The sequence below is a fragment of the Corallincola holothuriorum genome, assembly GCF_003336225.1.
Lineage (GTDB): Bacteria > Pseudomonadota > Gammaproteobacteria > Enterobacterales > Neiellaceae > Corallincola > Corallincola holothuriorum.
In genome coordinates, this window is sequence record NZ_QPID01000004.1 from 110,922 (window position 1) to 135,536 (window position 24,615).

Below are 24,615 nucleotides of genomic sequence, written 5' to 3' on the forward strand. Positions count from 1 at the left end.
GGTGTCGTTGTTTGATTTATGAACATCAACTGAATGTAGAGGGTCGCCTTATCGCGGCCCTTTCTACATCTGCGTCGGTGCCGGACAATCCACTGCTTTGTCTACACGGTTGGTTAGACAACGCAGCGAGCTTTATTCCAATGATGCAGGCGGCCCCTTCATTGCCTTGGTTAGCAATAGATTGGCCCGGACATGGTGGTTCCGCACACCGTGAAGGACATTACCATTTAGTTGATTACGTCGATGATCTGTATGGGGTGCAGCGTCTGTTTGACAGCAAACTTTCGATAGTTGGCCATAGCTTAGGTGGTCTGGTGGCCTCTATTTATGCTGGCAGTTTTCCCGAAAAAGTGAGGCGCTTGGTGTCTATTGAAGCGGTTGGTCCTATGGCATGGCCTGCCGAGAGTGCCCCGCAGATCTTGCGTAAAGCGATGATTAGTCGGCGTAAACAAGCGGTAACGAAGCGTTGTTACCATTCGATTGTTGATGCTGTAGCGGCGCGGATGGCGGCGCAAGCCTGTTTGCCTAGAGAAGCCGCAGAGTTATTGGTTGAGCGAAATTTGATAAAGGACGGCGGGCGTTGGTATTGGCGCTCTGATCCCAAGCTTAGAACGCTATCACCATTGCGTATAACCTCCGAACAGGCGGAAGCATGGGTAAGAGCGATCCGCTGCCCTACATTGATCATTGAGGGGCAAAGTGGCTTTCAAGAGGTAAAATTGGCCATCCATGAGCGTTTAGGTTGGTTTGCCGATGCCCGGCATAAGCAACTTGTTGGAGGGCATCACCTACATATGGAAAGGGGAGGTGATACGGTAGAGCTAATCCGTGATTTTGTTTAAGCAGATGCCTTAAATTTGTACTAAAATGTGCCCTGGAGCAAATACTTTAAACGCGCGTTTTATATTCTGACTCGTTCGATGCATACTTGCTTGGATAAGGTGTTAGCCAGCGACCCTGCCTGTTTGTGCTAATACAGCTAAAATCATAATTAATGGTGTCTTAAACACCTGTAGAGAAGGAGAAGCCTGTGGAGAAGGTTTGGCTGAAACGTTACCCGAAAGGGGTTTCTGAATTTATCGATCCTGACCACTACTCATCCCTACTTGATATTTTTGAAGAGGCGTTTGGCTCGTTTGCTGATCAGCCTGCTTTTATCAATATGGGTGAAACGATGACTTATCGTCATCTCGAGGAACAATCGCGGGCTTTTGCCGCCTACCTGCAACAAGACTTGGGGCTGAAGAAAGGTGACCGTGTTGCGGTTATGATGCCCAACCTGTTGCAATACCCAATTGCTTTGTGTGGCATTCTTCGCGCTGGTTTAGTTGTCGTTAACGTTAATCCTCTCTACACGCCGCGCGAGCTTAAACATCAGCTGACCGATTCCGGTACCAAGGTCATCATTATTCTGTCTAACTTTGCGCATACATTAGAGCAGATTGTGGCTGAAACGCCGGTAGAGCATGTGATCCTTACCAAACTTGGTGATCAGCTCAGTGCACCCAAACGTACTTTAGTTAACTTTGTTGTTCGCTACGTAAAACGTATGGTGCCGAAATACAATTTGCCCGGTGCTTTGTCTTTGCGTCATGCGCTCGCGCGTGGCAAGTACATGCAGTACATCAAGCCTGAGCTGACTGGGGATGACCTAGCCTTTTTGCAATATACCGGTGGTACCACCGGGGTAGCAAAGGGCGCCATGCTGACCCACCGCAATATGGTGGCGAATTTAGAACAAGTGTCTGAGGTGATAGGTCCCTTGCTGGAGAAAGGCAAAGAATTTGTCGTGACGGCGTTGCCGCTTTACCACATCTTTGCGCTGACAGCGAACATGCTGACCTTTATGAAGCTGGGCGCGAAAAACCTGTTGATTACTAATCCCCGTGATATGCCTAACTTTGTTAAAGAGCTGGGAAAATATCCATTTACAGTGATCACCGGGGTAAATACTTTATTTAACGGCCTGCTGAATACCGAAGGTTTTTCCGACTTAGACTTCTCAAAAATGCGCCTCTCTTTGGGCGGTGGTATGGCAGTGCAACGTGCAGTCGCAGATAAATGGCAGCAAGAGACAGGTAAGCCACTGCTTGAAGGATATGGGCTGACCGAGTGCGCGCCTTTAGTTACGGTCTCGCCGTATGATTGCACCGGGTTTAGTGGCACGATTGGTTTGCCCGCACCTTCAACAGAAGTGCGAGTTGTTGATGACGAGGGTAAAGAGCAACCGATTGGTGCACCTGGAGAGCTACAGGTTAAAGGCCCGCAGGTGATGAAAGGCTACTGGCAGCGGCCTGAGGCTACCGCTGAAGTGATGCACGATGGCTGGTTTTGTACTGGGGATATAGCAACGGCTGATGATGAAGGTTTTTTCCGGATTGTTGATCGGAAGAAAGATATGATTCTGGTGAGTGGCTTTAACGTATTTCCAAATGAAATTGAAGATGTGGTGGCGCTGCATACGGATGTATTGGAGTGCGCCGCTATTGGTATTCCCCACGAGGTGAGTGGGGAGATAGTAAAACTGTTTATTGTGCGAAAAAATGAAGCATTGCGGCAGGAAGAGATACTTAAGCATTGCCGGAAGAATTTGACCGCCTACAAGATCCCAAAAATCATCGAATTTCGGGATGAACTGCCAAAGAGTAATGTGGGTAAGATTTTACGCAGAGAATTGCGTGACGAAGAGGTTAAATCCGCTTAATCGCTTTATCCCAAGGCGTTGCCCCGTTAACATTGGGGCATCGCCTATCTAATTAAGACCTTCCTTTGAATAACAATTTTGCTGCGACGGAATATGTCGAAACCGATGCCAGGCTGATAGAACTCTGTCGTAACTGGCAGAGATGCGACATGCTGGCGATTGATACCGAATTTGTTCGGGAGCGTACCCTATATCCGCGACTGGGGCTGATCCAAGTGTGTGATGGTGTGGGGGTGTACTTGATCGATCCTTTGCTGATTCGTGACCTCTCACCGTTTGCTGCATTGCTTGCAGACCAGAGCATAGTGAAAGTTCTGCATGCCTGTGGTGAAGATCTTGAAGTCTTTCGGTGCCATCTTGATGTCGTTCCTGCACCATTGTTTGATACTCAGATCGCGGCAACATTTACAGGCCTAGCCATTAACCCTGGCTACGGTAAGCTAGTTGAACTGCTACTGGGCAAAGTGCTGGCCAAAGAGCACGCGCGGACTAACTGGCTGCAGCGTCCATTGACCGATGCCCAGCAGGAATATGCTGCGCTGGATGTTGATTACCTCTACAAAATATACCCTTTGCTAGTTGATAAACTGTCGGAGCAGGGGTGGCAAGAAGCGTGCACAGAAGAGTGTGCTCGATTTGTCAGTGAGCGGTTAAAGGTGACTCCAGCAGCACTGCAATATCGTGATATCAAGAATAGCTGGCTATTGAATTCGGAAGAGCTGGCGATCCTGCAAGAGTTGGCTAATTGGCGAAACAGTGAAGCTGCGCGCAGGGATCTGCCACTTGGTTTCGTTTGTAAAGACGAAATGTTGATCTTGTTGGCTCAGCGTCAACCGCAATCGATGCATGACTTACGACAGCTCAGTGGTTTACCGCCGGCATTGGTGAAGCGGTATGCCGCAAAATTGCTTGAATTAGTTGAGCATGGTAAGTCTTGGCCCCAAACAAGCCGACCGGCGAAGCTTAAACGTCTCGTGGATTATGCTGGTTATAAGCCGGCGTTGAAGCAATTGAAAGATGTGGCGTTAGCTGCTGCAGAAAAGAGCCAGCTGCCGGTCGAATTAGTCGCGTCAAAGCGCCTTCTAAATGATTTTCTTAGTTATATATGGAAATGGGATGCTGAAGAGCGTGCAGCAAGAGGTGAGCCAGCAATCACTATCGGTTGGCGTCAGCCTCTATTTGCAGCTGTGTGTCAGGCGCTAATTGACAAAGTCTCAACCAGCGAATGATTTGTTATCAGTAAAAATAAAAAAACCACCACGATATAGCGGTGGTTTTTTATTATTCATATTTGTTTATGACTGACGCTTATCGTCCGGCAGCATCACATTGAGTTCCAATACCGATAGATCTGAGCCTTTTTGATCTAAGGAAACACTCACCTGATCGGGAGTGATTTCAACGTAACGTTTTATCACTTCAAGAATATCCCGCTCTAACTGAGGTAGGTAAGAGGGGCTATTTCGACGGCTGCGCTCATGGGCAACAATAATCTGTAGGCGCTCTTTAGCTAAAGAGGCCGTGTTCTTCTTGGTAGAACGAAAGTAGTCCAACAAAGACATGTCCGGTTATCCTCCGAATATACGTTTGAAAATTCCCTTTTTCTGCTCAGTAAGGAAGCGGTAGTCCACTTCATTGCCAAGCAATCTATCGACGGCGTCTTGATATGCCAGTCCTGCGTCACTCTCTTCATCGAGGATCACAGGCGCGCCTGAGTTTGATGCTTTTAGGACGGCTTGTGACTCAGGGATAACGCCTAACAGTGGCACTGCCAGAATGTCCTGAACGTCTTCTACGCTGAGCATATCGCCGCGCTCAACACGGGCGGGCGAGTAACGAGTTAGCAGCAAGTGCTCTTTAACCGGCTCATCACCAGACTCAGCACGGCGAGATTTGCTTGCTAAAATCCCCAGGATGCGGTCTGAATCGCGTACAGATGAGACTTCAGGATTGGTAACGACAACTGCTTCATCGGCGAAGTAGAGTGCCATTTGTGCGCCCATCTCAATACCTGCAGGGGAGTCACAGATGATGTAATCAAAGGTCTCTGCTAGTTCTTCAAGTACTTTACCAACACCTTCTTTGGTGAGGGCGTCTTTATCCCGAGTCTGGGATGCAGGCAGGATATAGAGGTTATCTACGCGTTTGTCTTTTATCAGTGACTGATTCAGATTCGATTCGTTATTGATCACATTAACGAAGTCATAGACGACGCGGCGTTCACAACCCATGATCAGATCTAAGTTTCGTAAACCTACATCGAAGTCGATAACGACAGTCTTACTGCCTTTTAGCGCCAAACCGGTTGCGATGGCCGCGCTGGTGGTGGTTTTACCCACACCACCTTTACCCGAAGTGACAACGATTATCCGTGCCATAATTTATGTTCCTGTCTGAATTCGTTATTAATTCAATGTGTCGATAGTCAATTTTTCATCTTGCAGATAGATAGCCGTGGCTTGCTGCCAGTGGCTTTCCTGCAAAGCATCGCTAAGCCAGTAATGCCCACAGATCGAAACCAGTTCGGCCTGCAAGTTCTGGCAAAATATTCTTGCATCGAGATCGCCTTTCGCACCTGCGATGGCACGCCCTCGTAGGGTGCCATAGACATGAATGTTGCCGTCGGCAATGACTTCCGCGCCGTTACTCACTTGTCCCATGACGATTAAATCGCAGTCTTTGGCATAAATCTGTTGCCCAGACCGCACCGGCTGTCTTACCACCATGGTCTCTTGGCGACCAGGCTCTGCTACCTTTTCAGTGGTTGGTGCTGCCGCTGTCGGTTTGGTTTCCTGCTTTGTTTGGCTTTTGGGGCGGGTTAATGAAGCGAACCCTGCCGCTTTGGCCGCCAGCTTTTGGCTGTCATCGGCGTTGGTGACGCCCACTGGCACCAGTCGAAGTTGCTCTAGGCATGATTTTAATGCCTCGAAGTCAATGCTCTGTTCAGCAAGCATTTCAAGATCAACAACGATAGGGGCTCGATCGAAAAAGTGAGGGACTTGAGCAATTTTTTGTTCAAGTTGCGCCGCGATGGCATCGATTTCGGTACTGCTAAGTTTCAGAACTGAAAGGGTAAATGCACTGCCTTTCAATTCGAGCGCGGTTTGCGACATAAGAAGACGATACCTGTCTTAGTAATATTTTGCTCGGTCTTAAATGACCCTGTACGGTCTGACGCCGCTAATCTACTGGGTTTTGTGTCCCAAGTTGGTGTGGTCATGGTATAGTCTGCGCCCCTTTTATGGCAAGTAAGTTTCAGCGAGATTTTTCAACTATGTGGTGTGCGATCTACAAGAGCAGCAAAAAAACAGGCAGTTACCTCTATATTGAACGTAAAGATGATTTCGAAAGAGTACCTGAAGCGCTCTTGGCACAGTTTTTAGCCCCTGAATTGGTGATGGTAATTAATTTAGATAAACGTGAACATTTGGGGTTTGCTGATATCAAACGTGTGAAAGCTGAATTGGTAGAGAATGGTTTTTACCTTCAATTACCACCTCCTGTGGATAATTTGTTGAAAGCGCACCGACTGGCTAAGGGCATAGAAGAATGATGAGTGTTTCTCGCAGCATTTCGCTGCTGTTTTTTGTTGTGATCTCATTGACCACGTTAAATGTGGCAGCTAACCAGGCTGCTCCTGAGGGGTTTGACGGTTTTATCGAACAGATGAAACAGCAGGCTGCCGATGAAGGGATCAAACCTGAGATCATCGCAGCGGCATTCGCCGATGTGACTTTTATGCGCCGAGCGGTCAAGCAAGATAAAGCACAGCCAGAATTTAAGAAGTCGACGCTCGATACTTATATGGCTAAGCGGGTGCCTGATTGGAAAGTAAAAAAGGCCCGTGAACTCTATAAAAAGCATCGCCGTGTGTTAGACAAAATTGGTTCTGAGTACGGCGTCCAACCCCGCTTTATTGTTGCTTTATGGGGTTCAGAATCAAATTTTGGCAGTTATCAGGGAAATTTCCCCGTTGTTTCAGCGCTCAGCACCATGGCGTTTGAAGGGCGTAGGGCAGAGTTCTTCCGAAAAGAGTTAATGAATGCGCTGATCATCCTCGATCAGGGGCATATCAGCATTGATAAGTTCAAAGGCTCATGGGCCGGAGCCATGGGGCAAACCCAGTTCATGCCGAGCTCTTTCCTTAGTTTCGCTGTGGATTACAATGGCGATGGCAAGAAAGATATTTGGGGCAGTGAGGAAGATGCATTTGCTTCTATCGCCAATTATTTGAGCCAAAGTGGTTGGGATGATTCGTTAACTTGGGGGCGTCAGGTCAAGGTGCCACAAACGATAGATACCGCAGTGGCGGGTATCAAAACCAAATATACGTTAGCGGAGTGGCAAGCTAAAGGTGTGAGACGTTATGACGGCAGCGACTTGCCGGTTAATCCAATTCAGGCGTCTTTGATCATTCCTGATGATACTGATGGTCGTGTATTTTTAGCGTATTCCAATTTTGATGTACTGATGCGCTGGAATCGCTCCTATTACTTTGCTTGTACCGTTGGCTATTTGTCTGATCGTATTCGTTATCCATCACTCTAAATAAGCCATCATTAGATACACTTATTATATGTTAAAACGCCTTGTTACTCGCTGGGTTGCCGCTGTCAGCGTCGTCTATCTTTCTATGGTTTGTGGAGTCGTATCCGCAGCTGAGCCGGTGAATGTTTGGGTCGATTTCGCTGTCAGTGATTTTGATGATACCGATGAAACACGCTGGCATTCGACAGAGTATGCGCTGTTGCGGATTTTGCTGCCGGAGTGGCGCAAGCAAACAGAGGTCGAGTTACTGCAAAGTAATACGGGCCGAGCAATAGCGCAGATTAGAGAGCAAAGGGCAGGCTGCGTTAGTAACCTTCTGTTAACCCCTAAACGTGCTGAAGAGCTCTATTTTAGTGAGCCGTTTTCGCTCTATTTTGGTCTGAAACTGTATTACTTGAGCAATAATGAAAAGGTTAAAGCTGAACTTGCTCATATTTCATCGAGCAGGGCTGTCAGCTTGGCTGATATATTAGGCGCAGACTCCGCTGGAAGGCTTGGCGTCGTGTCTGGCCGAGCTTATGGTGCAGAGATTGATGCGATCATTAAGCAGCCGGAGATGCGCTATAAACTCTATGTGCGAGGCGCTAATGATATGGCTGAAGGCTTGCTGGATATGTTGTCTCAAGGGCGGGTTGATTATGTGCTGGAGTATCCGGAAGTGGTCGATCACTACGTCGCGGAGCATGAGTTGGTGCTATCCAGTGTGAGTTTGAAAGAGAGCAATGAGATGACGACCGGGCACCTGGCCTGTGCTAAAACGGCGCAAGGGCAGAGAGCCATTGAGCAATTCAATCAGGTATTAGCTGATCTGGTCGTGCAACCTGCTTACTTAGATGCCCACCTGGCTGGATTACCTGAAAGTTTGCAGAAGGTATTTAGACAGCGTTTTAAGCAGACATTCCTGGAGTCATCAAATGGCCGTTAAGACACTATTTTGGCGTCACAAGACTCTAGCGCAGATGACAGAGCAAGAGTGGGAATCTCTTTGTGATGGTTGCGGAAAGTGTTGTTTGCATAAGGTGATTGACGATGACACGGATGAGCTCTATTTCACCGAGATAGCTTGTCGCCTTTTGGACAGTCACAGCTGTGCTTGCTCTAACTATGCCGATCGCTTCTCGCAAGTAGATGACTGTGTGAAAGTCACTTTGAATGATATTGAGTCTTTTCATTGGCTGCCTCCGACCTGTGCTTATCGTCGCTTGGCGGAAGGTCAAGATCTGCCTAGATGGCATCCATTGATTACCGGCACCTCTGAAACGATGCATCAATTAGGTCACTCGGTGCGAGGTAAAACGGTACTAGAAGAAGACGCCGGACCAACGCTAGCGGAGCATATTGTTTGGTGGCCGTTGGATGAAGAGGGTAACGGTAGCACCGTTGTGGAGGAAGATTAATCTAGGGTGGCTAAGCAGATAGCCACCCAGATTGATGCACGTGATTTCTATTACGCTTTCTTTAGCTTACTGATTCCCCAACAGGCGATCACAGCGAACAAAAGTCCAAGGTAGACAATAAAGCTGACCACAAGCCATTGTGGCATCGACCAGCCTAAGAATGACCAAGCTATTTCTCCGCAATCACCTGTCGCCTCAAAGAAGATTGGTAGCAATTTATGCAGTTGCAGCCACTCTGGAAAGTTCGGTTCAAAATCACAAGTATGGAAAGGGGACGGATAGAGCTGCAGTTGTACATGCTCCCATGCCAGTATTAATCCCCACCCGGCAGAGACTAACCAACCACAAAACCCGAGCAACCTAAGCCATAAGAGTTGTGGTGAGATAGCCGTGATAAGCCCAGTCAGCATGATCCCAAGCATAGCCACGCGTTCGTAAATACACATGATACACGGAGCTAAGTCCATGCCATATTGAAAGAACAGCGCACAGAGCTCAAGTGCTAATGCTGAGCCTCCTAGCAACAACCACGGCCAGCGTTGCGTTGGCCAATTGCCGATTTGTGTGATCACGTTGATTCCTTGATAACAGAGGTGAATGGAGCAAAGCGTCGATTTTACTCCGCTTACAGGCTTCGCCAAGTCATTGACATCAATATTTACAAAGAACTGGAGAAAACGCACAAAAAAGCCCAGCGGCGTTGCTGGGCTTTTAGCTTCTAGTATATGGCGCCAGCTAGTGAGCGGGTGCCGCAGCCGCAGCCGCTGGTTCTACGATATGATGGATCCAGCCTGTGTCATAAAGCAGTTGGGTGGCAGGCTCCAGTATAAAGAGCGTGGCTGCTAGGCTGACTGACAGCATGACGATGGTATAGGGGAGAGCCATCCATACCATACGACCATATGACAGGCGCAGTAAAGGTGCTAAAGCCGATGTTAATAAAAACAGGAATGCCGCCTGGCCATTTGGTGTGGCAACGCTTGGCAGGTTGGTGCCTGTATTGACGGCGACAGCGAGCAGATCGAATTGGTCGCGGCTGATGCTGCCATTATTCAACGCCGCATACATCTCTTCGATATAGACGGTGCCGACGAAGACGTTATCTGACACCATGGAAAGAATGCCGTTCGCCAAGAATACTCGCCATAATTGGCCGTGCCCCTCAAATGAAAGTACCCATTGGGTAACTGGCGCAAACAGGTCTTGCTCAATGATCACGGCAACAATCGCAAAGAATACCGATAGCAGCGCGGTAAATGGCAGCGCTTCTTCAAACGCCTTGCCCAACTGATGCTCTTCAATCACACCTGTGGCTGACGTTGCTAAAACGATCACGCTCAAACCAATCAGGCCAACGTCGGCGAGGTGTAATGCTAAGCCAACGATCAGCCAGAGAGCGATAATCCCTTGCACGATCAAGTTGGCAACGTCGCGCTTGGTGCGACGTTCGGTAGAGTACTTCTCAAAGTCGGACAAGATTGTGCGCACGGCGTCTGGCAATTTTGCGCCGTAGCCAAATACTTTGAATTTTTCTAATAGTAGGCAAGTCGCTAACCCAAACAGCAAGGTTGGAAATGAGATCGGTGCGACGCGGATGGCAAAGTTAACAAAATCCCAGCCCGCTCGGTCGCCGATAATCAGGTTTTGTGGTTCTCCGACCAAGGTACATACGCCTCCTAGTGCGGTACCAACCGCTGCATGCATCATCAAGCTGCGTAAGAAACTACGGAACTGCTCCAAGTCATCACGGGTCAGATCATGTAGATTCTCATCGGCAGTATGATCATGACTGTGGTGGAACTCTTTGCCTGAAGCCACCTTGTGATAAATGCTATAGAAACCCGTTGCGACGGCGATGACCACGGCGATTACGGTTAACGCATCAAGAAACGCTGATAAAAATGCAGCAGCAAAACAAAATGCCAGAGAGAGCATCGCTTTTGAGCGAATTTTAATGAGTAGTTTGGTGAAGAAAAAGAGCAGCAGCTCCTTCATAAAATAGATGCCAGCGACCATAAAGATCAGTAGCAAGAGCACTTCGATATTGGCTGAAATTTCGTGCATTACCATGTGCGGAGATGTCATGCCAAGGGCGACGGCTTCTAGCGCCAGCAATCCCCCCGGTTGCAGTGGGTAACATTTGAGAGCCATTGCCAGAGTAAAAATAAACTCGATAATGAGTAACCAGCCAGCAGTAAATGGGCTGATGTAAAAGACAATTGGATTGATAAGCAGAAACAGTAGAATGGTTATTTTAAACCAATCAGGGGCTTGACCCAGAAAGTTCCTTAAAAAGGCCTCTCCTAAAGTCTTGGTTTGTGGCATGGAGTGCTCCCAGGTACGCTAGATTTTTGTTGGCAAAAATGCCTTTATAAAATTTTCGGCTATTGTACCTATTTCTAACCGTTTTCCTACGCGGATATGCACCAAAACTGACACATTTCAGTGATTATTTATGTCGGTTAACGTGAATGTTTAGCAGCGAGTTTAGTCAAAGTGTGAGTAACTTTTCACTTTTATAGTGCTTATCTTGCTTGTTGCTGGAAAATAGCATCTGGTATGATGAGTTTCTTATACTGTTAACAGTTTTGCCCGCGACAGGACGCTAAATGATAATTAAAGCCCAGAGCCCAGCCGGATTTGCCGAAGAGTATATCGTCGATTCAATCTGGAACAATCGTTTCCCCCCCGGCTCGATACTGCCAGCGGAAAGAGAACTTTCTGAATTAATCGGCGTAACGAGAACGACGCTGCGTGAAGTATTGCAACGGCTGGCACGCGATGGTTGGTTAACTATTCAGCATGGCAAGCCGACTCGAGTGAATAACTTTTGGGAAACGTCGGGTCTGAATATCCTCGAAACCATTGCTCGATTGAATCAAGACGGGATCCCTGAGCTGGTTGATCATCTGTTATCAGCAAGAACTAACATCAGTAGTATCTATATTCGAGCTGCGCTGAAGAACAATTCGGATAAAGTGGTCGAAATAATCAAGGATGCGGGGAATATTCCCGATGATCCAGCCGCCTGCGCGGAGTTTGATTATCAGGTAAACCATGCGTTGGCGTTCGCCTCCAACAACCCTATCTATGTGTTGACCTTGAATGGTTTTAAAGGGCTTTATTCGCGGATCGGCGCTTACTACTTCTCATTGCCTGAATCACGCGAATTGCTAGCTAAGTTTTATGCTGAGATCCAAGGGTTAGCTGAGCAGGGCAAATATGATGAAGCGATCAGTTTAGTTCGTCGTTTTGGTTATGAAAGCGCGAAACTATGGCAGCGGCTGCGGGACGATGTTCCTAGTGATATCGTTGATATTGCGCGCTAATCACACTGAATAGCGGTCAAAAAGGGGCTAGTGATAGCCCTTTTTTGTTGGCTAAATGGCGTTGGCCGGATCGCTTTCTTCGCTAACCTGCTCCGGGCAGCGGCCAATGAGCTCAACGCTCTCATCAGCCTTTTCCATCTCTAGCTTTATCTCAAACCCCCACAGTCGGTGCAGATGTTTCAGTACTTCAGGGTAGCTTTTGTCTAAAGGGATTTGCTGGTGCGGCGTGTATCTCAACGTGAGTGAGCGGTCGCCTCTCAAATCAACGTCATAGACTTGAATGTTAGGCTCGCGTTGGCTGAGGTTATATTGTGCAGCGAGTAGCTCTCTGATCTGTTGGTAGCCGGCATCATTGTGTATCCAGCCAATCTCTAAGAAATTGTGCTTTTCGATATCAAGAAGCGAGAACAGCTTAAATTCCCTAATGAGACGAGGTGATAAAAACTGGGCAATGAAGCTTTCGTCTTTAAAGTTTTCCATGGCAAAGTGCACTGTTTTCAGCCAATCACTACCGGCAATGTCAGGAAACCAGCGACGGTCTTCTTCGTCTGGTGTTTCGCAGATACGGCGAAGATCGCGGAACATGGCAAAGCCCAATGCATATGGGTTAATGCCTGAGTAATAGGGGCTGTTGTAAGAGGGTTGCGCGACGACGTTGGTGTGGGAGTGTAAAAACTCGAACATAAATTTATCGGTTAGCTTGCCTTCGTCGTAAAGGTGATTAAGCAGGGTGTAATGCCAGAAACAAGCCCACCCTTCATTCATTACTTGGGTCTGTTTTTGTGGGTAAAAGTACTGCGATATTTTACGTACGATCCGGATCACTTCCCGCTGCCAGGATTCAAGTAACGGCGCATTCTTTTCGATAAAGTAGAGTAAATTTTCCTGCGGCTCAGATGGGAAGCGTTCCGGCTGTTCAATGACGTCGATAGCCTGCTTGGGCAGCGTTCGCCAAAGGTCGTTAACCTGTGATTGCAGATACTCTTCGCGCGCCTTTTGCCGTTTCTTCTCTTCTGCTAGAGAGGTTTCTGCCGGACGTTTGTAACGGTCAACGCCCTGATTCATTAAGGCATGGCAAGAGTCGATAATCGCTTCCACTTCGCTGGTGCCGTAGCGTTGCTCACAGTCGGCGATATAGTTTTTGGCGAAGACCAGATAGTCGATAATCGAGGAAGCATCAGTCCAGGTTTTGAACAGATAGTTATTTTTGAAAAAGCTGTTGTGGCCATAGCAGGCATGGGCCATCACTAGCGCCTGCATGGTCATGGTGTTCTCTTCCATTAGATAGGAAATACAAGGATTAGAATTGATCACAATCTCGTAAGCCAAGCCCATTTGGCCGCGTTTATATGTTTGTTCGGTCTGAATAAAGCGTTTGCCAAATGACCAGTGTGTGTAGCCGATTGGCATACCGACACTGGCATAAGCATCCATCATCTGTTCAGCAGTGATTACTTCGATCTGATTAGGGTAGGTATTTAATCCGTAGTGCTTTGCTACCCGATCAATTTCATCTTCATATTGTTGTAAGAGTTTAAACGTCCAATCAGGCCCATCACTGAGCGGCTTAGAGTGTTTTTTTCTTGGTGCCGCCATTGTCGCCTCCTATGCCGCTTGACGGCGAAATAGCTCTCTGAAAACAGGGTAGATATCTTCGACCGATTTGATACGTTGCATGGCGAAAGAGTCATAGGTCGCCACCAGTTTTTCATATTCGTGCCAAAGGGTTTGATGAGGTCGATGGGTGATCTCGATATAGGTGTAATAACGAAGTAAGGGTAAAAGGTTGTTACTCAAGATATCAGAGCATTGAGGGCTGTCGTCCGCCCAGTTGTCACCATCTGAGGCTTGCGCCGCATAGATGTTCCATTGATCAGGAGGATAACGATCCGCAATGATCTCCTGCATCAATTTGAGGGCACTGGAGACTATGGTGCCGCCGGTTTCCTGGCTATAGAAAAACTCATGTTCATCGACCTCTTTGGCTTGTGTGTGGTGACGGATATAGACGACGTCGATGTTTTCATAAGTTCGAGTAAGAAATAGGTAGAGCAAAATATAGAAACGCTTGGCCATCTCTTTGGTTGCTTGATCCATGGAACCACTGACGTCCATTAGACAAAACATCACCGCTTTAGACGTAGGCACAGGGCGTTTAACGAAATTATTAAATCGTAAGTCGAAGGTGTCGATGAAAGGCGTTGCAGCAATTTTCTTCTGTAGGCACTTTATCTGTTGCGCTACTTCTTTAAGTGCAGCTTTATCGACTGGCTCGCTGCCCTCTATGCGTTCAAGCTCTGCTTGTAGCGCCCGTAGTTCTCTCTTCTTGCCTGCATTCATCGCAATACGTCGGGCTAATGATTGGCGTAGTGAGCGAACTACATTGATATTGGTTGGTACACCGTCTGAGGTATAACCGGCGCGGTAGGTTTTGTATTCGGTTAACTTATCTAAAGTGTTCTTCTTTAAATTTGGCAGCTCCAAATCTTCAAATAGAAGGTCTAAGTATTCATCTTTGGAGATGCTGAAGACAAATTCGTCTTCACCTTCTCCACTATCGCTTGCTTCGCCTTCACCGCTGCCGCCACTGCCCCCTTGAGGGCGCTCTATTCGATCCCTCGGAACAAAGCGATCATTGCCCGGTAGGACTCTTTCTCTATTTCCCCCAGGGCCTTGGCCAAAAATGGGTTCGGATATATCTCGGGTCGGGATACTGACTTTTTCTCCCTTCTCGATATCTGTAACGCCACGTTTAGAAATAGCATCAGACATCGCTTTTTTGATCTGCTGTTTATAGCGTCGTAAAAAGCGCTGTCTGTTGACTGTACTCTTCTTCTTGCTGTTAAGCCGCCGGTCAATAAAATGCGCCATCGGTACCTCCGGGTAGCATTAAGACGACTTGCGTACCCTTAGGTACCATTCCGAAAGAAGATGGACCTGTTTCTGTGTATAGCCTTTCTCCATCATACGGGCGACAAAATCTTGGTGCTTTTTCTGGTCTTCCGCAGACGTTTTGGCATTAAACGAGATAACGGGTAACAGATCTTCAGTATTTGAGAACATTTTTTTCTCAATTACGGTGCGGAGCTTTTCGTAGCTAGTCCATGCCGGGTTTTTGCCGTTGTTATTGGCTTTTGCTCTCAGCACGAAGTTAACTATCTCGTTACGAAAGTCTTTCGGGTTACTTATCCCTGCCGGTTTTTCTATTTTTTCCAGCTCGGCGTTTAGCGCTGCGCGGTCAAATAGTTGTCCGGTTTCCGGATCTCGATAATCCTGATCTTGGATCCAAAAATCTGCGTAGGTGACGTAGCGGTCAAAAATGTTTTGGCCGTACTCGGAGTAGCTTTCCAGATAAGCGGTTTGGATCTCTTTGCCGATAAATTCGACATATTTCGGGATCAGGTAGCCCTTCAGGTGTTCAAGGTAAAGATCTGCCGATTCTTGAGGGAACTGTTCTCGTTCTATCTGCTGCTCTAAGACATAAAAAAGATGCACGGGATTAGCGGCAACCTCTCCGTGATCAAAATTAAATACCCGTGAGAGGATCTTGAAAGCAAACCGAGTCGACAGCCCGTTCATCCCTTCATCTACGCCAGCAAAATCGCGGTACTCCTGATATGACTTCGCTTTAGGATCTGTATCTTTGAGGCTTTCTCCATCGTATACGCGCATCTTTGAATAGATACTGGAGTTGTCAGGATCTTTGAGCCTTGAAAGTACGCTAAACCGCGACAGTATGTCGAGTGTACCTGGGGCACAGGGGGCGCCGCTCAGTTCTGAATGTTCAATCAGCTTGTTATAAATTTTAATCTCTTCGGAGACGCGCAGACAGTAAGGCACCTTGACGATATAAACTCGGTCAAGAAAAGCCTCGTTGTTCTTATTGTTGCGAAAACTTTGCCACTCAGATTCATTCGAGTGAGCGAGAATGATCCCTTTGAAGGGCAGGGCAGAGAGGCCCTCGGTTGGGTTGTAGTTGCCCTCTTGTGTCGCTGTGAGCAAGGGATGTAATACCTTGATCGGCGCCTTGAACATCTCGACAAATTCCATCAAGCCTTGGTTGGCACGGCAGAGTGCGCCGGAATAGCTGTAGGCGTCAGGGTCATTTTGTGAATAGTGCTCTAGTTGGCGAATGTCTACTTTGCCAACGAGGGAGCTGATATCTTGATTGTTTTCATCTCCGGGCTCTGTTTTGGCTACGGCGACTTGGTCTAGCACCGAGGGAAAACGCTTAATTACTTTAAATTGGCTGATGTCACCACCAAATTCTCTCAATCGTTTGGCGGCCCACGGAGACATAATGGTACCTAGGTAGCGGGCGGGTATTTTGTACTCTTTTTTAAGGATTGCAGCATCCTCTGCCGGATCAAACAGGCAAAATGGATGGTCGTTAACCGGGCTGCGTTCACCGTTGGCCGACAGTGAATAGATAGGGATTTTCTCCATTAGCTGCTTCAGTTTTTCTGCCAATGAAGATTTACCACCACCTACGGGGCCCAACAGGTATAGGATCTGCTTCTGCTCCTCCAGTCCTTGGGCGGCATGTTTGAGATAGGCAACAATCTGTTCTATTGCGTCTTCCATGCCGAAGAATTCAGCAAAAGCGGGGTAACGGGCGACCACACGGTTAGAAAACAGGCGAGACTCGACGGCGTGTTGTGATGTATCGATCATCTCGGGGGTGCCGATGGCCAGCAGCAGTCTTTCAGCGGCTGATGCGTAGGCGCTGCGATCTGATTTACACAGTTCAAGAAACTCTTGTATCGAGTACTCTTCTTCCTGAGCTGCCTCGTAGCGTTGCTGATAATGTTCGAAGATCCCCATCGGAAACTCCTCCATAGTAGGACGCGAGAAGACACGTGCAGTGTCAGGCTGTCACCTTATCTATATATACTAAGAGTAGTCGGTAGCGGATTTACTTGCGGTGAGAAGAAAAAAAGTTAGCTCTTTTTTTGTAAAGCAGATAACAAAACGCCCCGCTAAAGCGAGGCGTTTTGTGACTAAGCTAGAAAATGTGATTAAGCAAAGTTGCTTGTCACGAATTCCCAGTTTACCAGTGCCCAGAATGCTTTCATGTAGTCAGGGCGCAGGTTGCGGTAGTCGATGTAGTAAGCATGTTCCCACAGATCTACCGTCAGCAGAGGAGTTACACCCTCTTCAGTCAGCGGAGTTGCTGCATTAGAAGTGTTAACAATGTCCAGGCTGCCGTCAGCTTTCTTCACCAACCAAGTCCAGCTTGAACCAAAGTTGTTGATTGCGCTGTCAGTGAATTTTGCTTTGAAATCTTCGAAAGAACCGAACGCAGCAGTGATTGCTTCTGCTAATGCGCCAGTAGGTTCGCCGCCGCCATTTGGGCTCAGGCAGTGCCAGTAAAAAGTATGGTTCCAGATTTGCGCAGCGTTGTTAAAAACGCCGCCAGAAGAGGTTTTAACGACATCTTCTAGGCTCTTGCCTTCAAATTCAGTGCCTTCGACTAAACCGTTTAGTTTAACGACGTAGGTGTTGTGGTGTTTACCGTAATGATACTCAAGAGTCTCAGCTGAGATATGAGGTTCTAAAGCGTCTTTTGCGTACGGCAGGGCAGGAAGTTCAAATGCCATCTGTCCTTTTCTCCATGTCGACGAGCCTTTAATTAGGCTCTTAAGGGGTTGGGAATCTCCCAGCATTCTACTCGGTTATGGCAAAGTTTGAAGTAGCTAACGGAAAATTTATCTGAACGCAAAGAAAGGCCTTAGCAATTGTGGGCTGATATTTGCCTCGGTAAACCGTACAATAGGTCGATTAGCTTTGTTTATTGATAGAGAGTAACAATGGATACTGTAGAGCGTATTAAAAAGCAGATTTCTGAAAATCCGATCCTTCTTTACATGAAAGGTTCTCCGAAACTTCCTAGCTGTGGATTTTCATCGCAAGCTTCTCAGGTATTAATGAATTGTGGTGAGAAGTTCGCCTATGTTGATATTCTGCAAAACCCTGAGATCCGCGCGGAACTGCCTAAGTACGCCAACTGGCCAACGTTCCCCCAGCTATGGGTTGACGGTGAGCTTATTGGTGGCTGTGATATCGTCATTGAGATGTTTCAAAAGGGTGAGTTACAGCCGCTGATTAAAGAAACCGCGGATAAGTATCGCGAAGACGCGCCAGCTGCAGAGTAAATGCGCTTTTACTTGGAAAAAAACCGGCATGTTGCCGGTTTTTTTATACGGGTCTGTTGACCTTTCGTGTATGAATTTTGTTCGAATGAAACACGTTTTGAGCAAGAACTGAGCTAAGTAGCTTAGCTATCTAAGAAAGTAGTGAATGACGCAGTTCAGAACGTGTTTCAACGAACCTTTCGGGCAGCATTTGCTGGCGACTTATTGAGGGCTACTCAACTTCACCGCCTCTGCCTCGTCTAAATTGCTGCAAAAACACACAACAAAGGTCAACAGACTTTCGTGATTATTGGTTAACTTTTAAACCAATCCCATAAGCCAAGAGAGTGATTGGGAAGCAGATCTATCCCCAGTGCGGATTTTAAAAGGTAGAGCACCATAAATCCGAGTAATAACCCCCCCATCAGCAACACGGATAGCAGTCCGGCACTGAGCAGATTGTGAATATGCTGCTGCCCCGGACTAAGCTGCCTGCGGTTACGGCCAAACAGCATGACGTAGTAATAACGATGTTTCCAGCCGCGAAATGAACCGCGGATATCAACGGTGTGTTCACCCCAGCCTCGTGAGCCGACAGCCACTTTTAAGTGGATCAACTGCTCTTCAGTAAAACTGTCTTGTACTTTCTGCGGCACTCGCTCAAAAAGTCGCTGGATCACGGGGTCATTATGCAACGACCCTTGAAAAGCTTGTTTAGTCGTGCGTTGTTCGCTCATTAAAGCACCATGGCAGCTAACCAGCCGAAGCCAAGCAGTGGCAGGTTGTAGTGAATGAAAGTTGGAACGACGGTGTCCCAGATATGGTCATGTTGACCATCAACATTTAGGCCTGATGTGGGACCCAGGGTTGAGTCTGAAGCGGGAGAGCCTGCATCTCCGAGGGCGGCGGCAGTACCCACCAAGGCGATGGTTGCCGGTACTGAAAAGCCAAGTGAGATAGCTAGCGGCACATACAGTGTGGCTATGACAGGTATGGTTGAGAACGAGCTGCCAATACCCATGGTGATCAATAGGCCAATCACTAACATGGTGATGGCAGCTAAGGCCTTACTTTCACCCATCCAGCCGGAGACCACTGATACTAAGCTCTCAACATCGCCAGTGCCTTTCAAGACTGCGGCGTAGCCAGCGGCGCTGATCATAATGAAGCCTATCATCCCCATCATTTTCACTCCTTGGCTGAATAGCGCTTGAGTGTCGGTGAGTCTAATGCTTCGACCGATCCAAAGAATGATTAGCCCGGTGAGAGAGCCAATGACGATGGATTCAGTTAAGAGTTGTAATACCAAAGCGCCAGCGATTGCTGCTAACGGTACCCACACCTGGCGTGGTTGCTTGTCATGCTGCTCAGGTTCTACTGCTTTTATTGCCGCTTCATCATAGTGGCGCTTTTTCCGATAACTGAACATCGCTAGGCCTAGGCCGATAAACATGCCGCAGGCTGGGAGCAACATGGCTGGCGCAACGGCAGAAGCGTCAATCGCCAGGCCGTTAGTATTAAGGTTAGTCAGTAGGATCTCGTTAAGAAAGATACCGCCAAAGCCTACCGGCAGCAGCATGTATGGGGTGGTTAGACCGAAGGTGATAACGCACGCGACTAAGCGGCGGTCGAGCTTCAATTCGCTCATCAGGTGCAACAGGGGAGGAACAAGAATAGGAATAAAGGCGATATGCACAGGAATGATGTTCTGTGATGATACGGAAACCGCGAGTAGAGCAAACAAGAGTAGGTGCTTGGCCCATAGTTTCTGTTTTTCATGCTCACCACCACCGAGCTTGTTTATCACATGGTCAGCAAGGTAATCAGTAATGCCGCTATTGGAAAGCGCCGCTGCAAATGCCCCCAGCATGGCATAACTGAGTGCAATGCTAGCGCCATTGCCTAAGCCGCCATTAAATGCTGATAGGGTGTCAGACAATGATAAGCCGCCAATAAGTCCGCCTGCGAGGGCACTGACGATCAAGGCAATAACCACATTGACGCGAAACAGACTTAAGGTGAGGACAAGAAGCACTGACAGAACAACAGCATTCATTTTCTATTCCAGTAATTTACTCGATTGGCTATTCTCCTAAACAGCGCCATGGGATGCCAGTGGAATTTATTTTTCTTTTGGCTATGTTATGTTTCCAGCATGACCAGTTTTTAGGCAAACAGCAGTAATATCCGACTGAAATGCTTGGTTACTTTTCAGTGGAACCGTATAATCGAAAAACTGATCTGAACTGATTACAAAACCGTAGGTCGGATGACCTGACATCATATAAAAATGGAGAAGCGACATGAGTGTACTCGTAGGCCGCCCAGCCCCTGATTTTACCGCACCAGCAGTATTGGCAAATGGCGATATTGTTGACGCATTCAATTTGAAAGAGACGATTGCTGGTAAGCCAGCGGTTATTTTCTTTTATCCATTAGATTTTACCTTCGTTTGTCCTTCTGAGTTGTTGGCATTCGACCACCGTATGGCTGATTTCGAAAAGCGCGGTGTTGTAGTTATCGGTGTTTCTATCGATTCTCACTTCACTCATAACGCATGGCGTAACACGCCAGTAGATCAGGGCGGTATTGGCCCGGTTAAATATCCACTGGTTGCTGATATCACTCATTCAATCTGTCAGGCATATGACGTTGAGCACCCTGAAGCAGGTGTTGCTTTCCGTGGTTCATTCCTGATCGATAAGAATGGCGATGTTCGTCATCAGGTAGTTAACGATCTGCCGTTGGGCCGTAATGTTGATGAGATGCTGCGTATGATTGATGCACTGCAGTTCCATGAAGATCACGGTGAAGTTTGCCCTGCAGGTTGGACTGAAGGTGATAAAGGCATGGATGCAAGCCCTGAAGGTGTTGCAGCGTACCTATCTGAGAACGCAGATAAACTGTAAATCACTCCGGTGACAAAAAAGGCTGCCTTATGGCAGCCTTTTTTATTTAAGTTGTTACGCCTTAACGTCAATTACTCAGCGTCGCCCGTTTCTTCATCAACATCTACCACTGGCCACCCGCCCAGAGACTGCCAACGATTAATGATCGAGCAGAATAGTTCAGCTGTTCGTATCGTGTCATATTCGGCACTGTGTGCTTTGCTACTGTCAAAATCGATTTGCGCCGCTTTGCAGGCTTTTTGCAGCACGGTTTGACCATAAGCAATACCAGCCGCGGTTGCGGTATCAAAAGTGGCAAACGGGTGGAATGGGTTACGTTTGATATTACAACGTGCCACGGCCGCATTGAGAAAGGCGTTATCAAACGCTGCGTTGTGGGCAACCACGATTGAGCGGTGACATTCCGCCGCTTTTTGGCTTTTCCTAACTAGTTTGAAAATCTCTTTTAGCGCTTCACATTCCGCGACTGCATTGCGTTCAGGATCATTCGGATCGATGCCGGTAAAAGCTAAAGAGCTGGGATCCAGATTGGCACCAATAAATGGAGAAACATTAAAGTGGATCTTCTGGTCGGGTGTTAGAAAGCCGTCATCATCCATCTTTAGAGTGACGGCGGCTATCTCAAGCAAAGCGTCGGTTGCGGGGTTGAAGCCCCCAGTTTCGATATCGATAACGACGGGGAAGTAACCACGAAAACGTTGATGTAGCGAACGCTTAACTGTGTCTGACATACAGGCTGATAACCACTTTAGCTGAGAATGGAAAGCGCAACAGTATCGCAAACCCTGACGTTAACATCCAATCCAGATCTTGCTAAAGAAAGCGGCGTTGATGCCGATAACAGGTTAATATGGTGTTGTATACCAAGTTAATTGGGTGAGTTATGCGTTTAAACCTTAGCCTTATTGCGATAGCGCTAATAGTGAGTCAGCAGGCAAATGCTGGCGTGAGAACGTACGCCGCGGGCTTAGAAAATAGCCAATGGGCATTGGCGAGTGATTCGCGGCTTGAATGCCGTCTAGAGCACAAGGTGCCCCATTACGGTGAAGTGAGTTTTAGTAGTAAGGCGAATAAGCTCATCAATTTGAACTTCGATTTGGATATGCGCTTGCAACCGGCCAAGAAAACCCCTGTGGCTTTGCGTTCGGTACCGCCAAGTTGGAAACCTGGATTACCTACTGCGCGCATAGGCAAGACAACCCTTTATCGCCAGTTTGAAGGTCGAGTGGATCAACAAAGTGCTTGGGTTATGTTGCATGAGTTGGAGAAGGGGATGCAGCCCACGCTCTATTACAGCGATTGGAACCAACGCAACGATGAGGTTGCGGTTGGTCTCTCCGCTGTCAATTTCCGTCAGCAATACTATGACTTCCTTAGCTGTGTTGATAATTTGCTGCCATACAGCTTCGATGATATCTCCTATACGGTACTGAATTATCAGTCCAATAGTGACAAATTGAATAAAGAGTCGCAGCGTAAGCTGGAGATGATTGGTGAATACCTGAAGCTTGCACCAACGATCGAGTTAGTATTGGTTGATGCGTACAGCGATAGTTATGGTGGACGCTGGCACAATGAGCAGCTTTCTATTAAGCGGGCGCAATCGATCAAAGACTACCTTAAAGAGCAGGGGCTTGATGATAAGCGGATCCGTACAGAAGGGCATGGTGAGAAACGTCATATTGCAACCAACGAAACAACGATTGGTAGAAATACTAACCGACGGGTTGTGATCCGTATGAGTCGTTAAGACCGTTCATTTCCGCTCTACTACCGTAGATAAGCAAAAGCCCCGATATTTCGGGGCTTTTTCGTGTTGTATTGGGCGGACTATTACTGCTTGGTTTCCATTAGTGTGATGACTTTGCCATCACGCAGAATCGTTAGCACTAAGGGATCTTTTTTCTCCATGGCTTGCATCGTTTCACGCACGTTAAACAGTGACTCTTCGTCACGGATCTCAATGCCATTCACCGCCAGTAATACATCGCCCCCCAGCAGCAGGGTTCTGCCCATCACTTTGACTGGTAAGCGTCCTGGTCGCAGGCCGATCAGATCCGTTGGTGAGAAGGGCACGACCTGTTGCACTAAAGCGCCATAGCCCTGTGGAATATTCAGTACCCGCGCCAGTTCCGGAGTTAGCGGTAAAGCTGTTAGACCAGCATAGGGCAGGGTACCTTCGTCAATAATTGCCTGAACCGTTTGTGTAGCAACAGCAAAGCCTAAGCCTTCGAAGCCACCACTCTGACTCAAAATGCGGCTGACAATACCGATCACCTCACCTTGCATATTAAACATCGGGCCACCTGAGTTGCCTTTGTTTATTGCCGCGTCGGTCTGCAGGAATACCGGGGTGATATTACGAGATACCTTTTCTGGGCCTTCTCTTCTGCCGCTAACATAGCCGACAGATAGGCTGTGACTGACACCGTAAGGGGCACCGATCACCATGATCCGCTCACCGATCCTGAGGGTTTTTGAATCGCCTATTTTTACCGGTTTAATCCCCTCTGGTACTTTGTCGAGCTTGAGCATCGCGAGATCTGCTTTGTGTTCGATCCAAAGGATTTTGGCGAAACTTATATCACCATTCGTGAAAATGACTTTCACCTCTGTGGCTGTATCGACCACGTGGGCTGCTGTCAGCACCTTGCCTGAATCGGAAATCAGCACACCTGAGCCGAGACCGTTACTACTTGTTCTGTTGCCGGTCTTTTCCGTTTGAATGGCTTTCACATGCAGTTCAACCACACTGTCGTTGACCTTGGCGAAAATATTGGCGACATCGTCTTCACCAGCATTGCTGGCACAGGCGGTAAGTAACATCACAATCGCCATGATGAGCAGAGAGGGCAGCGTGGTGTTTTTTCGTTGTAAAGCGAGTTCCATTAGTTGCCCAACCCTTTTCCGGCGAACTTCTTGTTAATCAACTCGATCTTGTAACCATCGGGATCTTCAACAAATGCAATTTCGGTTGTTCCGCCTTTTACCGGACCTGGCTCTCGGGTGATATTTCCGCCAGCGGTACGGATCTTTTCACAGGCTCCATAAATATCATCCACTTCAATGGCGATATGGCCAAATGCTGAGCCTAAGTCATATTGGTCGGTGCCCCAGTTATAAGTTAGCTCTAAGACTGCACCGCTACGTTCATCACCGTAACCAACAAAGGCGAGGGTGTATTTGTACTCTTCATTGTCAGATTGTCTAATTAGATCCATCTCCAGTACGCCAGTATAGAAATCGATAGAGCGTTGAAGATCACCGACACGAAGCATGGTATGAAGAATGCGCATCTGAAACTCCTGATATCAGCCGTTTCCAAGACAATACAGTTTGGTAATGAAAACGAATTGTTAACTTTAGGTAGCTAAGGATACTCGATATTGTGTTATCTCCCTACCTGAGTCTCGTGTTTATTTCTTGGCTTAAAGTGTGCTGGAAATGCGGGGTGATGATACGGTTCCTAATTATGTGAAGTGAGATTTATCTATACCATTCATTTGGTTGAGGGAAAGTGGTCAGCTGACGAGTGGACTGGCGCTGGGTTATCGGTAATTTCGGGCGTGTAGAGTCATGTGCGTATGAGTTTAA

At 47.6% G+C, this 24,615-nt stretch carries 25 protein-coding genes; 11 read left to right on the forward strand and 14 right to left on the reverse strand.

Translation table 11 applies throughout. From position 1 onward, the window contains the following. Window positions 1–11: 11 nt before the first annotated feature. From DU002_RS08095 to rnd, 3 genes are all read left to right on the forward strand, one after another. Window positions 12–842, forward strand: coding sequence for an alpha/beta fold hydrolase (locus tag DU002_RS08095; protein WP_158538003.1), 831 nt, complete (start codon window positions 12–14; stop codon window positions 840–842). Between the two features lie 188 nt (window positions 843–1,030). Continuing rightward, on the forward strand, window positions 1,031–2,704 hold the full coding sequence (fadD, locus tag DU002_RS08100) for a long-chain-fatty-acid--CoA ligase FadD (protein ID WP_114337869.1): 1,674 nt from the start codon (window positions 1,031–1,033) through the stop codon (window positions 2,702–2,704). Between the two features lie 65 nt (window positions 2,705–2,769). Next, window positions 2,770–3,933: a ribonuclease D gene (gene rnd, locus DU002_RS08105; protein WP_114337870.1), complete on the forward strand. Its 1,164-nt coding sequence runs from the start codon at window positions 2,770–2,772 to the stop codon at window positions 3,931–3,933. Between the two features lie 66 nt (window positions 3,934–3,999). On the opposite strand, the gene minE is transcribed toward rnd, so the two are convergent. Genes minE through minC form a run of 3 tightly spaced genes read right to left on the reverse strand, consistent with a single transcriptional unit; the run spans window position 4,000 to window position 5,817 of the window. Next, window positions 4,000–4,266, reverse strand: coding sequence for a cell division topological specificity factor MinE (minE, locus tag DU002_RS08110; protein ID WP_114337871.1), 267 nt, complete (start codon window positions 4,264–4,266; stop codon window positions 4,000–4,002). Between the two features lie 6 nt (window positions 4,267–4,272). Continuing rightward, on the reverse strand, window positions 4,273–5,082 hold the full coding sequence (gene minD, locus DU002_RS08115; protein ID WP_114337872.1) for a septum site-determining protein MinD: 810 nt from the start codon (window positions 5,080–5,082) through the stop codon (window positions 4,273–4,275). Window positions 5,083–5,109: 27 nt separating this feature from the next. Next, complete coding sequence (gene minC / locus DU002_RS08120) at window positions 5,110–5,817, reverse strand: septum site-determining protein MinC (RefSeq protein ID WP_114337873.1); 708 nt, start codon at window positions 5,815–5,817, stop codon at window positions 5,110–5,112. Window positions 5,818–5,978: 161 nt separating this feature from the next. Between minC and DU002_RS08125 the strand changes: the two genes are divergently transcribed. Genes DU002_RS08125 through DU002_RS08140 form a run of 4 tightly spaced genes read left to right on the forward strand, consistent with a single transcriptional unit; the run spans window position 5,979 to window position 8,649 of the window. Next, window positions 5,979–6,257 carry a YcgL domain-containing protein gene (locus DU002_RS08125; RefSeq protein ID WP_114338075.1) on the forward strand — a complete coding sequence of 93 codons (279 nt, stop codon included), beginning with the start codon at window positions 5,979–5,981 and terminating at the stop codon, window positions 6,255–6,257. Continuing rightward, window positions 6,254–7,252, forward strand: a complete 999-nt coding sequence (locus DU002_RS08130) for a lytic murein transglycosylase (RefSeq protein WP_114337874.1) — start codon at window positions 6,254–6,256, stop codon at window positions 7,250–7,252. The genes DU002_RS08125 and DU002_RS08130 overlap by 4 nt, the downstream gene beginning before the upstream one ends. Window positions 7,253–7,280: 28 nt before the next feature. Further along, on the forward strand, window positions 7,281–8,177 hold the full coding sequence (locus DU002_RS08135) for a transporter substrate-binding domain-containing protein (RefSeq protein WP_114337875.1): 897 nt from the start codon (window positions 7,281–7,283) through the stop codon (window positions 8,175–8,177). Next, a complete protein-coding gene (locus DU002_RS08140; protein WP_114337876.1) occupies window positions 8,167–8,649 on the forward strand; it encodes a YcgN family cysteine cluster protein in 483 nt (160 codons plus the stop codon). The genes DU002_RS08135 and DU002_RS08140 overlap by 11 nt, the downstream gene beginning before the upstream one ends. Before the next feature lie 50 nt (window positions 8,650–8,699). Here the strand turns inward: DU002_RS08140 and dsbB are convergent, their stop codons facing one another. Continuing rightward, complete coding sequence (gene dsbB, locus DU002_RS08145; RefSeq protein WP_114337877.1) at window positions 8,700–9,221, reverse strand: disulfide bond formation protein DsbB; 522 nt, start codon at window positions 9,219–9,221, stop codon at window positions 8,700–8,702. 163 nt (window positions 9,222–9,384) lie between these two features. Then, the gene (nhaB, locus tag DU002_RS08150) at window positions 9,385–10,974 is read right to left on the reverse strand and encodes a sodium/proton antiporter NhaB (protein ID WP_114337878.1); all 1,590 of its coding nucleotides are present in this window, start codon (window positions 10,972–10,974) and stop codon (window positions 9,385–9,387) included. 284 nt (window positions 10,975–11,258) lie between these two features. Between nhaB and fadR the strand changes: the two genes are divergently transcribed. Then, a complete protein-coding gene (gene fadR / locus DU002_RS08155; protein ID WP_114337879.1) occupies window positions 11,259–11,978 on the forward strand; it encodes a fatty acid metabolism transcriptional regulator FadR in 720 nt (239 codons plus the stop codon). A gap of 51 nt (window positions 11,979–12,029) precedes the next feature. On the opposite strand, the gene DU002_RS08160 is transcribed toward fadR, so the two are convergent. From DU002_RS08160 to sodB, 4 genes are all read right to left on the reverse strand, one after another. Then, window positions 12,030–13,574 carry a SpoVR family protein gene (locus tag DU002_RS08160; protein WP_114337880.1) on the reverse strand — a complete coding sequence of 515 codons (1,545 nt, stop codon included), beginning with the start codon at window positions 13,572–13,574 and terminating at the stop codon, window positions 12,030–12,032. 9 nt (window positions 13,575–13,583) lie between these two features. Then, window positions 13,584–14,849, reverse strand: coding sequence for a YeaH/YhbH family protein (locus DU002_RS08165; RefSeq protein ID WP_114337881.1), 1,266 nt, complete (start codon window positions 14,847–14,849; stop codon window positions 13,584–13,586). A gap of 18 nt (window positions 14,850–14,867) precedes the next feature. Continuing rightward, window positions 14,868–16,802: a PrkA family serine protein kinase gene (locus DU002_RS08170; protein WP_114337882.1), complete on the reverse strand. Its 1,935-nt coding sequence runs from the start codon at window positions 16,800–16,802 to the stop codon at window positions 14,868–14,870. Window positions 16,803–16,996: 194 nt separating this feature from the next. Next, complete coding sequence (gene sodB / locus DU002_RS08175; protein WP_114337883.1) at window positions 16,997–17,578, reverse strand: superoxide dismutase [Fe]; 582 nt, start codon at window positions 17,576–17,578, stop codon at window positions 16,997–16,999. A 210-nt stretch (window positions 17,579–17,788) separates the two neighbouring features. Here sodB and DU002_RS08180 point away from each other — a divergent pair, with 210 nt between their 5' ends. After that, on the forward strand, window positions 17,789–18,133 hold the full coding sequence (locus DU002_RS08180) for a Grx4 family monothiol glutaredoxin (protein ID WP_114337884.1): 345 nt from the start codon (window positions 17,789–17,791) through the stop codon (window positions 18,131–18,133). Between the two features lie 293 nt (window positions 18,134–18,426). Here the strand turns inward: DU002_RS08180 and DU002_RS08185 are convergent, their stop codons facing one another. Beyond that, entirely contained in the window at window positions 18,427–18,849 is a 423-nt protein-coding gene (locus DU002_RS08185; RefSeq protein WP_114337885.1) for a 3-phosphoshikimate 1-carboxyvinyltransferase, read from the reverse strand. Beyond that, window positions 18,849–20,168, reverse strand: a complete 1,320-nt coding sequence (locus tag DU002_RS08190; protein WP_114337886.1) for a Na+/H+ antiporter family protein — start codon at window positions 20,166–20,168, stop codon at window positions 18,849–18,851. The genes DU002_RS08185 and DU002_RS08190 overlap by 1 nt, the downstream gene beginning before the upstream one ends. 247 nt (window positions 20,169–20,415) lie before the next feature. Between DU002_RS08190 and DU002_RS08195 the strand changes: the two genes are divergently transcribed. Next, window positions 20,416–21,021 (forward strand): peroxiredoxin, encoded by a 606-nt coding sequence (locus DU002_RS08195; protein ID WP_114337887.1) that lies wholly within the window; start codon window positions 20,416–20,418, stop codon window positions 21,019–21,021. Window positions 21,022–21,092: 71 nt separating this feature from the next. Here DU002_RS08195 and rnt read toward each other — a convergent pair whose 3' ends face one another. Then, window positions 21,093–21,752, reverse strand: a complete 660-nt coding sequence (gene rnt / locus DU002_RS08200; protein WP_114337888.1) for a ribonuclease T — start codon at window positions 21,750–21,752, stop codon at window positions 21,093–21,095. Between the two features lie 152 nt (window positions 21,753–21,904). On the opposite strand from rnt, the gene DU002_RS08205 reads away from it, so the two are divergent. Then, a complete protein-coding gene (locus tag DU002_RS08205; protein WP_114337889.1) occupies window positions 21,905–22,771 on the forward strand; it encodes a flagellar protein MotY in 867 nt (288 codons plus the stop codon). A gap of 83 nt (window positions 22,772–22,854) precedes the next feature. Here the strand turns inward: DU002_RS08205 and DU002_RS08210 are convergent, their stop codons facing one another. Beyond that, entirely contained in the window at window positions 22,855–23,910 is a 1,056-nt protein-coding gene (locus DU002_RS08210; protein WP_114337890.1) for a S1C family serine protease, read from the reverse strand. Next, window positions 23,910–24,317, reverse strand: a complete 408-nt coding sequence (gene gloA / locus DU002_RS08215; protein WP_114337891.1) for a lactoylglutathione lyase — start codon at window positions 24,315–24,317, stop codon at window positions 23,910–23,912. Before gloA ends, DU002_RS08210 begins: the two co-directional genes overlap by 1 nt. Window positions 24,318–24,615 lie beyond the last annotated feature (298 nt).